General features: G+C 68.6%; 12 protein-coding genes, 1 tRNA gene and 1 riboswitch. Of the genes, 4 read left to right on the top strand and 9 right to left on the bottom strand.

What is annotated here, in order from left to right:
- The first annotated feature begins 2 nt into the window (after positions 1 to 2).
- The 3 genes from ABZ194_RS05230 to ABZ194_RS05220 are packed head-to-tail and all read left to right on the top strand — an operon-like array spanning position 3 to position 1,788.
- Complete coding sequence (locus tag ABZ194_RS05230; RefSeq protein ID WP_355592511.1) at positions 3 to 965, top strand: hypothetical protein; 963 nt, start codon at positions 3 to 5, stop codon at positions 963 to 965.
- Positions 966 to 1,023: 58 nt separating this feature from the next.
- Entirely contained in the window at positions 1,024 to 1,404 is a 381-nt protein-coding gene (locus ABZ194_RS05225; RefSeq protein ID WP_355592509.1) for a roadblock/LC7 domain-containing protein, read from the top strand.
- Positions 1,405 to 1,416: 12 nt separating this feature from the next.
- Positions 1,417 to 1,788, top strand: coding sequence for a hypothetical protein (locus ABZ194_RS05220; RefSeq protein WP_355592507.1), 372 nt, complete (start codon positions 1,417 to 1,419; stop codon positions 1,786 to 1,788).
- A gap of 175 nt (positions 1,789 to 1,963) precedes the next feature.
- On the opposite strand, the gene ABZ194_RS05215 is transcribed toward ABZ194_RS05220, so the two are convergent.
- The 3 genes from ABZ194_RS05215 to ABZ194_RS05205 form a co-directional block, all read right to left on the bottom strand.
- Positions 1,964 to 2,797, bottom strand: coding sequence for a hypothetical protein (locus tag ABZ194_RS05215; RefSeq protein WP_355592505.1), 834 nt, complete (start codon positions 2,795 to 2,797; stop codon positions 1,964 to 1,966).
- A 238-nt stretch (positions 2,798 to 3,035) separates the two neighbouring features.
- Positions 3,036 to 3,187: riboswitch (cyclic di-AMP (ydaO/yuaA leader) on the bottom strand.
- 453 nt (positions 3,188 to 3,640) lie between these two features.
- Complete coding sequence (locus ABZ194_RS05210) at positions 3,641 to 4,435, bottom strand: DUF4253 domain-containing protein (RefSeq protein ID WP_355592503.1); 795 nt, start codon at positions 4,433 to 4,435, stop codon at positions 3,641 to 3,643.
- Positions 4,436 to 4,750: 315 nt separating this feature from the next.
- On the bottom strand, positions 4,751 to 6,385 hold the full coding sequence (locus tag ABZ194_RS05205) for a Coagulation factor 5/8 type domain-containing protein (protein WP_355592501.1): 1,635 nt from the start codon (positions 6,383 to 6,385) through the stop codon (positions 4,751 to 4,753).
- A 337-nt stretch (positions 6,386 to 6,722) separates the two neighbouring features.
- Between ABZ194_RS05205 and ABZ194_RS05200 the strand changes: the two genes are divergently transcribed.
- Entirely contained in the window at positions 6,723 to 7,640 is a 918-nt protein-coding gene (locus tag ABZ194_RS05200; RefSeq protein WP_355592499.1) for an aminotransferase class IV, read from the top strand.
- A gap of 92 nt (positions 7,641 to 7,732) precedes the next feature.
- Here the strand turns inward: ABZ194_RS05200 and ABZ194_RS05195 are convergent, their stop codons facing one another.
- The 6 genes from ABZ194_RS05195 to ABZ194_RS05170 form a co-directional block, all read right to left on the bottom strand.
- Positions 7,733 to 8,425 (bottom strand): restriction endonuclease, encoded by a 693-nt coding sequence (locus tag ABZ194_RS05195; protein WP_355592497.1) that lies wholly within the window; start codon positions 8,423 to 8,425, stop codon positions 7,733 to 7,735.
- 328 nt (positions 8,426 to 8,753) lie between these two features.
- Complete coding sequence (locus tag ABZ194_RS05190) at positions 8,754 to 9,104, bottom strand: helix-turn-helix transcriptional regulator (protein ID WP_355592495.1); 351 nt, start codon at positions 9,102 to 9,104, stop codon at positions 8,754 to 8,756.
- A 204-nt stretch (positions 9,105 to 9,308) separates the two neighbouring features.
- Positions 9,309 to 11,246: an ATP-binding protein gene (locus tag ABZ194_RS05185; RefSeq protein WP_355592493.1), complete on the bottom strand. Its 1,938-nt coding sequence runs from the start codon at positions 11,244 to 11,246 to the stop codon at positions 9,309 to 9,311.
- A 495-nt stretch (positions 11,247 to 11,741) separates the two neighbouring features.
- Positions 11,742 to 11,815: transfer RNA gene (locus ABZ194_RS05180), tRNA-Lys, on the bottom strand.
- A gap of 162 nt (positions 11,816 to 11,977) precedes the next feature.
- The gene (locus ABZ194_RS05175) at positions 11,978 to 12,739 is read right to left on the bottom strand and encodes an NERD domain-containing protein (protein ID WP_355592491.1); all 762 of its coding nucleotides are present in this window, start codon (positions 12,737 to 12,739) and stop codon (positions 11,978 to 11,980) included.
- A gap of 165 nt (positions 12,740 to 12,904) precedes the next feature.
- Positions 12,905 to 13,795, bottom strand: coding sequence for a DMT family transporter (locus tag ABZ194_RS05170; protein WP_355592489.1), 891 nt, complete (start codon positions 13,793 to 13,795; stop codon positions 12,905 to 12,907).
- Positions 13,796 to 13,893 lie beyond the last annotated feature (98 nt).

The following is a 13,893-nucleotide window of genomic DNA, read 5'->3' as shown; positions in this document are numbered from 1 at the left end:
CCGTGCCGACTGTGGAGAACGTACTCAGCGGGCTCGCGGGCGATCACGTCACCGGCGCACTCCGCCTGGACGGGACAGGAACGTTCTATCTCACGGACGGGTGCGTGACCTACGCCGAGAGCCCGGCCGCCCCGCCGCTGGAGGACCTGCTGACCTCCTCAGGCCGGGTCTCCGCCCATGCCGTACGCCAGGCCGTGCGGGCCGCCACCGACGACCGCCCCGGCGGCCTGCGGCTGATCCGCCAGGGCGTGCTCACCAGGGGCGAGCTGGAGCTGTGCGTACTGGGCGCGGTGCTCGACGCCGCGTACTTCCTGTCCGACGCCACGGCGTGCCGGTCCGCCTTCCAGCTGGGAGAGCGGCACTGGCTCGGCGCCCAGTGGCACTTCGACGTGACCGGACTGTTCCGGGAGTGCAAGCGAAGGAGAGCGCAGTTGAACCAGGTCTGGCCGTCCAGCGAGTTGGACGCGCTTCCGGTCGTTCCCGTACGACGCGTCCCGGCCCATGGGGTGGTGCTGACCTCACTGCAGTGGGAGGTGGTGGTGGGAGCCGATGCCACGGCGACCCCCGCCGACCTGGCCCACAGGCTCGGCCGACCGGCCTACTCGGTGCTGCTGGCCGTACGGCAGCTGGCCGCGGCCGGGCTGCTCCGCCTGCCCAGGGGCGAGCTTCCCGCCGCACCCGTCACCGGGCCCGCCGCCGAACCCGGTGCCGCCCTCGCCGCGGTGGCCGCCGTACTGCCCGGCGCGTCGGCGGACGGACTGCCCAGACGCACCGCCTGCACCGCCAGGAGGCGAGACGCCGTGCCGGACGGAGCGGACGAGCCGGGATGGGGGAACGGGGCCGGCTGGGGGGAGGGCTGGACCGGCGCCGCCGAGACACCCCCCTGGCTTCCCCCGGCGACGGGAGACCCCACCGACGTGAACCTGCTCGTCCGGCTCAGGAACGCATTGGAGGCACTCACGTGAGCTCGGCCCGATGCCGATAAGGCTGCGGACGCTGAGGCGGACCGGAAGGAGGATTCCCGTGGAACTACGTGATGAGGTGCGCCGGGAGATGACGCTGCTACGCGAGCGGATCCCCGACGTGGAAGGAAGCATCGCGTGCAGCGTGGACGGTCTGCCGATAGCCAGCGACGTGAACGGTGCCGCCGACCAGATCGGGGCGCTCTCGTCGGCCCTGCTGGCCCTCAGCCGCCGGATGACGGGCCTGGCCGGCAAGGGCGCCTTCGAGGAGACCCTGATCTCCGGCACCCACGGTTACACGGCCCTCTACGCGGCCGGCCCCAAGATCGTCCTTACAGTCCTCGCCCGCCCGGGAGCCAACCTCGGGCTGCTGCGACTGGAAGGCCGCAAGACGGCGGCGAACCTGGCCGCCATCACTTCCCGCACATGGACCACTCAATAACCGGAGGCAGAAATGGGCAATATGGACATCTCTCTCAAGGAGATGATGGCGATCGACGGCGCCGTCGGCGCGGTGGTCGTGGACTACAACAGCGGCATGGCCCTGGGGGCGCTCGGCGGCTCCAAGGAGCTCGACCTCCAGGTGGCGGCGGCGGGTAACACCGAGGTCGTCAGGGCGAAGATGCGCACCATGGAGTCGCTGGGCATCAAGGACGGCATCGAGGACATCCTCATCACGCTCACCAACCAGTATCACGTGATCCGCCCGGTCACCGGCCGCGGCGGCAAGGGGCTCTTCCTCTACATGGCCCTCGACCGGGTCAGGGCCAACCTCGCGCTCGCACGGCACAGCCTGCGCGCCATCGAGGAGAAGCTGGAGATCTGACCCTCCGGTACGGCGGGCCCCGGCGATCTCGACTCCGTTCGCCGGCGGCCCACCGGGGCGGGACGACCGGTGATCCACCGGAGTGAGGCGCCTCACGATCCACCGGCTGCGGCGCCCCATGGTCCACCGGGGCGCGACGGTCCGTGATCCACCGGGGCGCGCGGTGCTCCGTGATCTACCGGCTGAGACGACCGGCGATCAGGAAGGTTGCGCCGCCCACGGCGGCCAGTCCCGCCGCACCGGCCAGCGCGTTGGCGGAACCGGAGGTGATGGGGGCGGTCTGTGACCCGCTCAGGTCCCGGAAGCCCTTCGGCGCGAGAGCCGCGGGGGCGGCGCCGCCGTTGGGCATGAGGATCCCGGGTGCGCCGGCGACGTCGGCCTTCCCTGCCTCCCGGTCCCTCCCCGGCTGCGCCGGGTCGGCGAGGACGACCTTCGGCGGCTCGGCCGGGTTGGAGTCCATGACCTTCCAGGCGCCGCTGGCGAACGCCACAGGGTGGTTCTTCTTGCCCACGCCGTTGCCCCACTTGGTGACGACGTAGTCGACCTTGATGTGGCCCATGCCGCCGACGCCGTCCACACCCAGCGTGCTGGAGTTGAACGTGCCGCCGGTCAGGTCGGCGAAGCTCTTGGCGTCAAGGTCGATCATGACACCGTTGTTGGAGGGAATACCGGGGCCTCGGTCGCCGACGAAGAACTTGGCCTTCTTGCCCTTGTAGACGACATAGCCCTCGGTGAACAGCGGCCAGCTCGGGCTCGCGATCATGCCCTTCTGCATGGGCTTGCCGCTCGCGGGCAGGCCGGTGTCCCCGGCGCGGCCTGAGGAGTCGTCCCAGAAGTAGGAGGCCTTGGTCGAGCCCTTGAGCAGGATGGTCTCGGAGTCGGCGGAGGCGGAGGAGCCGGTGTCGGCCGAGGCAGGGAGCGCCGAGACGACGCCGGCGGAGGTGAGGATGCTCGCACCCAGGACGGTGGCGGCGAACACGTGATGGCGCAGACGAGGGGAAAAACGCATAGGAGGCAGACTCTTTCGCGAGGGAACAGGGCAGCCCGCGCAAGAGGTCAAGGAAGGCACGGGCGTATACGCGTACGCGCTCACGGAGAAGAGAAGGCGTAGCCGGAGGGGCCGGACGCTACGCGAGGCGCGATGCGAGGTGGTGCCGCGATCGGACGCGGCGAGGAAGTCTTAGATGATCGGCACGAACACGGTAGGCGGCACCGGGACGAAGGCGATACAGCGATCCATGAAGGGGATCTCCTCTCCATCTCGTCTACCGGGTTAGCTGACGGGTTCGGGCGCTGGAGTTGCCCTACCGCCGCAGACCTGCGGCGGATTCACCCCACGAAGTGGGTCCCCGGTTCCCGCGGCCCCCTGGGGGCCTTCGGGATTCGACGTCGGTTGGCCGCTCCTTCTCCTGAAGGGCAAGTCGCCGACCGATAACGACTAGGACACTACCTACCAGATGGGGACAAAGCAAAACAAAAGCCATGAAAACCCCAGAAGATCTACCTTCAACGGCCAAGAAAGAGCCATTGGCCAGGCCTTGACCATCCTCACTCCACGCTGTCAGGCCCGGCGGAACCGTTAGGGGACCTACCTAATGATCTTATCGTCATCGCCCGCCTGACCTGCGACTTCTTCCCCTTAATCCCCGAAGAGGACAGACTTGACGAACAAGTCGCTCGATTGTCGCGGCCCCTGCCCCCAGCCGGTGCGCCGATCCTTCTCACAACGACGCCGTCTGCCCCGGCATATGCCCGCGGATCCACGGAGAGCCCAATCGGCCGGGTCCGCGCCCTCACCCGTGCGACCCGCCCCTCACCCGTGCGGCCCGTCCCGCCTCCGCGACCTGGACGGTCAGTCCCACCAGAAGGACCAGGCGTTCCTCCCCCTGATCTGCTCGGCGTAGTCGATCAGCGTCCCGGCGCTGTAGATGACGCTGTCGGGACAGAACGTCCAGTGCTCGGCGGCGACGTGCAGGGCGTGCTCCGGGGTGACCGGAGGCGCGGCGACGCTCAGGTCCAGGGTGTTGAACCCCATGCCGACCAGCCGCGCCCCGAACCGATCCTCCCAGCTGCGCACCACGGCCGCCAGCGGGACCATCCACTCGTTGTGGTTCAGCGCCCCCTGCCACCCCATGACGGCCAGCGCGTCGGCACCCCGGTCGGCCGCGACCAGCCCGAGCGGGGTCCGGCGCTCGGCGATCACCCCGGCGTACCAGTCGGCGACCGCGCCGGGGTCGGCGGCGAGCTCACCCGACGGAGCCGGCCCCGGACACCCGGGACCGAACGGGTCGAGCAGCTCCAGTTGCCCGGCATCGGCCTTCTGGACCCAGTCCGCCCAGACCTCGGCCATGAACGCGGCGGCATGGTAGTTGTCGATCTCGGCCACCGCGTCCGGGGCGATCTGTCCCGCCGACCACGGCTGAACGGAGTCCTCCAGCAGCACCGGCCAGAGGCCCGAACGCCCGTGCTCGGCCCGCAGCCCGGCCCAGAGGTCACCGGAGACCACCGTGTCACTCAGCCAGAACGCCGGACGGTGGTCGAGCGAGAACTGTGAGTAGCCGGGATCGGGCCAGACCACGTCACCCGGCGGCAACTCGATCGAGAGCACCCGCCCGTCACCGCCGCCGGTGAACAGCTGGCCCAGCACTGGGGGAAGTTGCCCACGCTCACAATCGCTCATCCCTGCCGATCCGATCCTGACCACGGATCAATTTTGACGTGTCAAGCGTCCCGAGCGACAGTTCTCCCCCACAGTGGGTAAAAACGAACGGCATGCCGGTGTCACAGGCCGGACACCTGCGGCGGCGAGGCGAGGAGACACCACCCCGCCGTACGGCCCCCTCCAGGCAGGCGCGGCCCCGACGGGCGGAACGGCGGCCTTTCGCGCCTCGGTCGTTTACGCCGGAGACCCCCGGAGAGCCGGGGGCCTCCGGGGGCTCCGGGGACTCCGAGGGGCGTCGGCTCAGCGGGGGCCGGCCGCCTCCCACATCCGCAGGTAGGACTCGGCCCCGGCGGCCAGGTCCTGGACGATCTCGTCTCCGGCGACGATCCGCATGTCCTCGATCCAGTCGGGGACCAGGCCGTAGTGGGCGACGCCGTCGACGTTGACGTCCCAGACCCGCTCACCGGTGCGCTGGCGGTCCAGGGTCACCCCGCCGTCGAAGGACCTGAACGGGTAGGTCACCGGGTTGGCCGAGTTGTTCGGGCGCGGGGCGGGCAGCGGGCCCATGCCGTTGGCGTCGAGGCCGTAGCCGAACCCGGCGCGGTGCTCGCCGCTCCTGAGCCCCCTGGTCTTGCGCCACTCCTCGGCGAAGCGCTCGGCCGGGAACCCGTAGGTCGTGATCATGCCGCCCAGCCCGTAGATCCGGCGGTAGTAGCCCGGGTCCATCCAGCTGTGGGAGGAGATCACGCCCGGATAGCGGGCGGCCTCAAGGATGTCCAGCGTCCGGTCGGCGGCCTTCACACTCATGTGGTCGATCTCGACGAGCATCCCGCGTCTCATCATCGCGCTGAGCGTGTACTCACCGAGGCCGGTCAGGCCCTTGACGTTGCAGTGCGGAGCCGGCGGGTAGACCGGCGACGAGACACCGGGGGGCAGCCACTTCGCCAGGGGGGCGGGGATGATCCCGCCGGGTTCGATCGTGTTGTCGTGCTCCGGTCCCGTGCAGGTCCCCGCCTTCCAGAAGGTACCGGTGCTCAGCAGGTTGCCCAGGTTGACGATCGCCCCCTGCGTGCCGGAGTCGAAGCGGACCCCGCACAGGGCGTTGTCGTACTTGTGGCAGAGGAACATGCTGCGCACGCCGAGACCGTGCAGCTCGTCCAGGCCCCGGTCGATCTGCGCCCTGGTGCAGTGCGGGATGCCGAGACTCTGGCGGCAGCCGAACGGCTCGGAGGTCTCGACCCCGAGGACCACGGCGAGCTTGCCGTCCGCGATGACCTTCCTGGCCTCCGCGGGGTCGCGCACGATCCTGAACCAGCCCCGGCCGGGACCGCCGTACTCGGCGTCGATGTGATCCTGTAGTTCGGTGGTCCGCCGGGCCTCCAGCCTGATCGTGGCCATCTCGTCGCAGGAGTTCCGCTTGAGCGGATAGATCTCGCACAGCTGCCGGTTGGCCACCAGGTCGTTGACCATGACGCGCAGGCCACCCCGCCAGGCCCGCTCGATCCAGGTGTAGTAGGCCTGCTGGTGGGTCAGCGAGTTGTAGGCGGGCCAGTCCTTGAAGGTGGGCCAGCCGACCGGGTCGTGGGTGCCGGTCGGGGAGCCGGTCCTGGTGAAGTTCTCGAACCAGGCGGCCTCACCGTGCGGGTGGTGGTCCAGGCAGTCGACCAGCGCCCTGGCGATGCCGCCGGGATCGAACGGCTTGCCGCACAGCAGCTTGCCACCGAACCCCTCGTAGGACATGAGGTGGCTGTGGGCGTCGACGAAGCCCCGGACCGTGCCGTCGGGCGCCGTGCCCCTGAACGGTTCGCCCAGGGCGTTGACCCCGGCCCCCGGGCGGGGCGGCGAGGCCCCGGCCGTACTGCCCGCCAGGAGCACCGCGCCGATCATTGACAACGCGATGACGATCACCCGGATGACGGAACGGGAACTGGCCATGGGCACCTCACACAACCGGCGGGGGGGGCGGGATGCCGACAGCATCCGCCGTTGTCAGGTCTCCAGTCAAGACCTAACATGAGCCCTACTCGAAAACAGGACTCCGGGGCGACCGCGGAGCGCCGCGGGCGGTGTCGGCCGTCCGCGGACCGTGATCCACCGACAGTGATCCACAGATGGTGACAAACCTCCGTGAACGCTTGCGAATGCTGGCAGATACCGGAGAATGTCTGCGGATGCCCGCGGATGCCCATGGCGAAACACGGGAGACACGGGATCACACGAGACACGGGGCGTCCACGTCGCCTCGCCGTACGCAAGGGAGGTCGGCGGTTAGATGACGGTCCCCCGCAGCCCCGCGCCCGCCGGACAGCGGCTTCTCTGGTCCCCGGACGGCGCCTGGTCGCCCGATCGGGGCGAGCCGCGCGGCGACCCCTCGGTGGTGGACTCCTGGCTGGTGGCGGATGGCAGGGTCCGGGGGCTCGATCTGCACGAGCGACGGTTCCGGCAGTCCTGCACCGGGCTCGCGCCCGCCCTTCCGCAGGAGGCCGTACGGCGCTTCCTGGCCGCGGTCCGCCGCGAACTTCCCACAGGGGGACACTGGTTCCCCCGGATCGAGGCGTATCGCGCCCCTTCGCCGCAGCTGACGCTCTGGCTGCGCCCCGCACCGGAGAGGGGCGACACCGTCGCCCTGTGGATCCCCTCCCGCTCCGATCCGCGCACCCGGCCCGGGGTGAAGGGGCCCGACCTGGCGGCCATGGCGGCCCTGCGGGCCGACGCGCGGGCGGCGGGCGCCGACGACGCGCTGCTGTACAGCGAGGACGGCACCGCGCTCGAAGCCGCCCACTCCGCGCTCGTGTGGTGGCGGGGTGACACGCTCTGCGTCCCCGCCGCCGGCCTGCCCGTGCTGCCCTCGGTCACCCGCCTCATGCTGGAACGACTGGCCCTGGATCGGAGGTGCCGGCTCCAGGCCGAGCACAGCACCACCGACGATCTCCAGAGGCTGGAGGTGTGGACGCTGAACGCGCTGCACGGGATCCGGCCGGTGCGCGGATGGGTGGACTCTCAGGGCCGTGCCGTCGAGGCACGGACGTCGGCGCGGCTGGGGTCCTGGCGGCGGGCGCTGCACGCCCGGGCGATGCCGTCCGCTCCCGGAAGCGGTCGCACCTCCGGCGCTTCCGGCGCCCCCGGTGCTCCTGGCATCTCCGACGCTCCTGGCATCTCCGGTGCTTCCGGCGTCTCCGGCCCGCCCTGACAGGCTCGGCAAGGTCTGCCCATCCCCGATATCCCCATCAGGCCAAAGCCGGAAATATCCGGATTCTTGAGAGTTTCCAGCTCACTCACATGTCAAAGGAAAGGCGCACCACGCCTCGGCAGCGACCAGGGGGCACCCCTCGGGCGGACCGGCGGGGCGAGGGCGTAGGAGCCCGCCAGCCAGGCGACGAGCCGCGCGCGGTCGATCAGGATCAGATCCGTGCTCGCGGCGTACTCCCTGGCCGGGGCGGTGAAGCGCGCCGTGGTGACGAGGACGCCTCGGTGGCCGGGATAGGCGTGGAGCGCGCCGAGGAGGTCGCGGATCGCGGGCGCGCCCACGGAGTTGCTCCAGCGCTTGCACTGGATGACGAAGAGGTCGCCGGTGGGGGCTGTTCCGATGACGTCGACACCGCCGTCACCGCTGCCGCCGATCCGGCGGACCTGGTGGAAACCCTCGTCCCGGAGCAGAGTCTCCACCAGGACTTCGAACTGGTCACCCGTCATACGGTCGACGCGTTCGAGGCGCGCGTTGCCCCTCAGCCACTCCCGCCTCCGGGTCTCGATCGTCCGGCGGCGGAGCAGGAGCACCCCGGCCAGTCCCACGATCAACACGATCGTGACGCCGAGGACCAGCGCCCAGTTGGCGGCGACGACGTCGACGAGCCATGCGACGGCCACCACGAGGGCGAAGGCGCCGACCGGCCACAGGACCCCGTCCGCGCTCTGCTTGCGCCGGCCCTTACGCCGACGCGGCCTCCGGCCGGCGGGTGTCCGTCGTCGTGCCACCGCAAGACCTCCAGGGGACGGGGTTCGGGGAGTCACCTTCGACTCCGGCGGAGAGGACCGACGATCCCCCGGCGCGATATTCATGTGCGTCTCTGATGCCCAGGTCCCCAAGGGGTGGAAGGACCCGGAACCCACCCGCCCATCCGGACGCCACTACCAATACCAATACCTGAACCATCAATCGGCGGCAATCCGGGAAGCCCACTGCGCCCCGTCCAGTTATGGACACCCCGCTCCGGCAGAGAACCTTGACGAACAAGCGAAGCCGGCGTTGGAGATCAGCGGCGCGAGCGGCACGCGTTCGCTCGTGCGACGGCTCGGTTCGGTGTCATGCGGCGGTGTCGGTGGGCCGGTCACTGACGGGCAACCTCATGGTGTGGTCTCCGAAGTCGGCGACCAGGTCGAGGTGTCCGCCGAGCGCTTCGACGTATCGGGCGACGACTTCGATGGAGGTCACTTCACCGTGCTCGATCTGGGAGATGCGCGCGATGCTCACGCCCATGCCGGCTGCGAGGTCTTTCTGGGTGAGCCCAGCGTGCTTGCGCGCCTCGGCGAGTTGGCGCCCGCGTGTCTCGGCGAGCAGCCGGCGAGCTCCGGCTACGACCTCGGCAGGGGAGACGCCGGCGTCGTACAGCTCTCGTTCCAGGATTTCCCAGTCCTGCGGAGGGTGCTTTGGCATGGTCACCTCTCCTCTTCAACGGTGTAGGCGATGTAGAGCTGTTCGGCCAGTGGGATGTTGTCGCGATACCACCGCTCCCAGTTGCCGGCCTTCTTCGCGCAGTGCTGCCACGGCCTGGGCTACTTGTGTGGCCGAGCCGAGATCTTCCTTTTAGATGTTGCACCCGATAATCCGCCTGCGATGTGCAAGCGCCATTCGGTTCAGCTACCTCTGCGCGACAGTCTCGGGGATCACAGCGCCGTGGAGCCGATGAAGGTAATCGAGAGCGTGTGCCGTGGCGGGGTCGTGATTCAGCCGATCACGGTAGAAGTGGAGGCGCTCTTCACAGTCGTCGATGATCTCGCTCCACGTTCTCGCCCAGATTCGGACGCCGCCTTCCCACTCGGCAATGCACCCAGGTGGCAGGTTCGGCGTTCTCGCGTCTCTTCGGACAACGTCGTCCATCTCCGTGGAGACGATCCAGAAGTCCCAGGAGACTCGGGCATCTCGGAACTGGGGATCGCTGATCACCGCTTGGGCATAGCTCTTGATCTGGCCGACTTCGGTCTGCCCAATCTTCACCTTGGGGGCTTTGAGCTCAACAACGAGATGCTCTCTGCCGGAACTGCCTCGGTGTTCCCTGCCCAGCATGAGATCGACAATCCCCTGCCGGCCGTCTTCCCTGCGCACCGGATCCAATTGACCGTCTTCTGACTCGCGACCCAGCGCCCGGAGGTGACGGCGAAGCACGGCGTCCAGGCTCTGGTCGCTGACCATCAACGCGTACGCGTCGCCGAACACCCACGTCTCGTGTTCAAGGATCTTGTGTAGCTCCCGCCGCTCCTTGACGGTCCGGCTGATCTCCGGCTCGAATACCAGCACCTTGAGCGCGGCCAGGAAATCCAGCCGGGCGGTCACCTGGCCAGTGGCCTTGATCACATCGGAGAGGCTCGTCCGCTGGAGCAACCTCTTGAGTTCGTCCTGCTCGGACTGGGGCAAGCGGAACAGCTCATCCAGCACCGGATAGAGGCCGCTTGGATCATGAGAAATGATCTCCCGGAGGAGCCGGAATGTCGTCTTCCTGCTCTGCTGAGACCCGGGAAGGCGGCGTGCGATCGTGGTCGCGACCTCGTCAAACATCTGTCGTTCCACGGCCTCCGCGGGCTCAACGGGTTCTCCTGGATAAGGGTAGACCTCATCCCGCTTCCACTCCTGAATCAGCCGAGCCCTACGCTCCTGGTCCCGTTTCCGGAAATGGGCGCGCAGCGCCTCCCTAGCGGCCTCAAGTAGATCGCCGCTCTCGTCCATCTCCGCCAAGGGTAGATCGCCACGCCGCTCGACGAATCCGTCCCATAGGAGGTAGGCCGTGAAGTGGTATCCGGGAGCTTGGATCCCCGGCGGGACCTCGTCCAGCACCACGCCACTGGCGTCGCACAGCGCGAGAACCCTGCCGACGTCTTTAGGCCATTCGATGACGCGCAGCAATGGCTCCGCATGATCATCGGCGCCCGACCAGTCGACAGGGTACTCCGCGGTGTCTGCCCAGACGGTTGACGGATCAAGCCGCTCCCCCTGGCACATGATTGTCACGTCGGGATTCGCAGCAAGGAACGGGGCGAAGGTCGAGGCGAGTTGCTGGGCTGTGTTGTCCTGGACAAGCCGCGTGACGAAGTCCGCAGGAACCGACGCCTCGACACGTGTTCCGGTCTGTGCGTCCAGATACTCCGGCTCGGACACGCTGAAGTCCGCGGGCTGGTCGATAGCTCCGGTGATGGTCGTCTGCTCGATCCGGCCATCGGTCGCTCTCGCGACCGTTACCCAGCGCACCTGCTCACCCAGCGCGAACGCGCGAAGCCTGCCCTGTCCGGTACGGCCATGCAGCCCGCGCTTCAACTCGGGCGACACCTTCGCCTTGGTCTTCCAGGAGCCGCCAAGCCCTCGGAAGTAGTTCTCACACGAGGCGTTCGGCATCCCATGACCGTCATCGCTAACGCTGACGTACTCGACCCCGCCCAGTCCGTTGACCTCGACACTGACGGTGATGTTGTACGCCTCGGCATCCAGCGCATTCCAAATCATCTCCGCCACCGCGCCCACCGGATCTCTGAGGCGGGCGAGGCGCAGGAGATGATCCGGCTTGGCCTCGATATGAACCGTACGCACACGGCCACTATCGCAGACGGTAAGCGCAATCACGCGCAAGATCATCAGAACAGGGTGTCCGAGCGTGAGAACAGAACCCCATCCACAGGTCCAGCCGGACTTCGAAACCGACGCCCCGCTCGCCCACACGCAGTTCGGCAGCCATGAAGCCAGTCACGGTCCACCGCATCACCCCCGACGCCAGCCGTCGATGACCGAGGATGCCGAGACTGGAGGAAGGAGATCGAAGACGAAGCGGATTGGCTTGCCGGAGTGCTACTGATCCCCCTACATGGCGAGGCCGTGCGCCCCACAGGCGAGCTCGTTATGTACGGGGATGTCATCACCGACAGCGATGAGGACCCCTGATCGACGATCTCACCACTTACAAGATCGCGACAAAAGAGCTCCAAAACGAGCGCACCCAGGCAGAACCCTGCTGCGACCGACGCCCCTCTGCTGGCTAGAAAACCAAGAAACCCCAGCTCACAATACGTAAGCCGGGGTTTCTGTCTGTGCGCCGCCAGGGACTCGAACCCCGGACCCGCTGATTAAGAGTCAGCTGCTCTAACCAACTGAGCTAGCGGCGCGTGAAGCCCTTGAAGAATAGCGTATTTCCGCCGGGACTTCGAAATCCGGCGGAGCCCGGGACCGGGCCGGACGGGACCGAGACGGCAAGGGGCCGGAGACCGGAAGGCCGGGGTGGGACGTCGTCCGGCGCCCCTGGGAACGCGGGGGCTCAAGGCCGGGGCTCAGGGCATGCGGCGTAGGACGCGGGCGGCGGTCCTGGCGAGCAGCTCCACCTGCTGCTCGTCCAGCTCCATCCGTGACCCGGAAAGAATCCAGCGTGCCACCAGGCGCGGTTTGAGCAGGGTGAGGCCCTCGGCGGTGACCGTACGCCGGAGTTCCCCGCCGTGTACGGCGAGCAGCGGTTCGATCGTCACCGGGATGCCGGCCTCCCGCGAGAGCACCGCGGCCAGCGAGTCGGAGGCGTCGACGAGCGCCTTGGCCACCGACGAGCCGTACTTCTCGCCGAGGAAGAGCCGCTCGCCGTACCGGGCGATCTCGGTCTCGGGGTGCCATGCCTCGTTGTCGACCGCCCAGACGCCGCCGGGGCCGATGACCAGGTGGTCGATCGACGCCTCTCCGGGTACGGCGCGGCCGTCGAGGACGCGGTAGCCACGCCTGCCGAGCCTGCGGCGGAGCAGCCTTCCGGTGATGGTCTCGCCCCGGCGCCTGCCCCGCCAGACCGCGGTGGCCTCGTAGGAGTACCAGGTCCAGAGCATGTCGGCGGCACCGGCCAGCACCCCGCACAGGAGCCCGGCCAGCACCGGTGCCGGGATGGCGAACCGGTAGGCCAGCACGAGGCCCACGGCGACGCCGCCCGCCGCCTTGACCCAGCGCATCTTCCTGCGCTGGTCGGCCTCCTTGCGCCAGAACTGCTCGTACATGACCTGGGGCGACAATCCGTGAACCGGGTCGTCGTTCGTCACGTAGATCGATCCGCCGGGCACAGCGAACTCCTGAGAGTCGAGTGGTGGGTGGGCACGCGGATCCACAACGCTGAAGATCCTTGGTCATCCAATACCCAGCCGGGGGTCGCGGACATCCAAAGGTGACGGAACTAACACAAGCCGGATACCTGACGCGGATGGACGGCCCCGGGACTGAAACGAGTCCTATGAGACGGCCGGGGCCGCCTCGCGGGCGGTGGTGTGGCCGCCGCCGTGATCGGGGGCGAGCCGCCCCAGCGTGACGGTTCCCCAGACCAGGAGCGCCGAGGCGAAGAGGGCGGGGATCACGTTCGCCACCCCGGCCGGCATCGGCTCGTCGAGGAGGAACGCTCCAGCGAGAATGGAGGTGAGGGGGTCCACCACCTGGACCGCCGCGTAGGCGATGCCGAAGTATCCCACCTCGTAGGACTTCTGCAGCAACACCACCGCGCAGACGAGCAACACCGGGATCACGACCGTGAACCAGGTCAGCAGCCTGCTCAGATCCCCGTTGAGGCCACCCCCCACCACCCGGACGAAGGTGGACACACTCGCGGTCACCGCGCCCGCTCCGACCGAGAGCAGCAGCGCCTTGGCCGCCCCCTTCACCTTCCGGGCGAACACGTGTGTCATCAGCACGATCAGCCCGACGCAGCCGAGAAAGCCGAGCGCCTCCCCGTCCGTCATGTGCGGCGGCACGGCGTTCGAAGGGACGAGCAGCATCAGGCCGAGCAGGCCGACGGCCACCGCGATCGACCCGATGATCTCCTCTCTGCGCGGCCGCCTGCCGTGCATCGCCGCGGCCAGCGGTACGGCGAACACCAGGGTCGCCACACTGATCGGCTGGACCACGACGAGCGGCGCGAGGCTCAGCGCGACCGCGTGCAGGGACGCCCCGGTGAAGCCGATCACCCCGCCCAGCCACCAGCGGGGCCGTCTCATCAACCTGAGCGACGCCCCCTCCGACACCGCCTCGAACTGCTGGAGAGCCGCCCCCAGGGCGTAGCCCAGCGCACCGATCAGAGCGATCGACATCCCCACCCAGGTCATCACCACCTGCCGGAAGTGATCGGGCATGGGTAAAGGAGCGATTCTTGGGTCACCTCGCAAGCTTAGAGCGCCCGGCGAGTGGGTAAGAGGCCGCCCAAGCCGGTGCGGGGGTATCCCCAAGGGCC

The sequence above is a fragment of the Streptosporangium sp. NPDC006007 genome (genome assembly GCF_040614315.1).
In the GTDB taxonomy this organism is placed as follows: domain Bacteria; phylum Actinomycetota; class Actinomycetes; order Streptosporangiales; family Streptosporangiaceae; genus Streptosporangium.
This window is presented reverse-complemented; position numbering and strand designations above follow the sequence as displayed.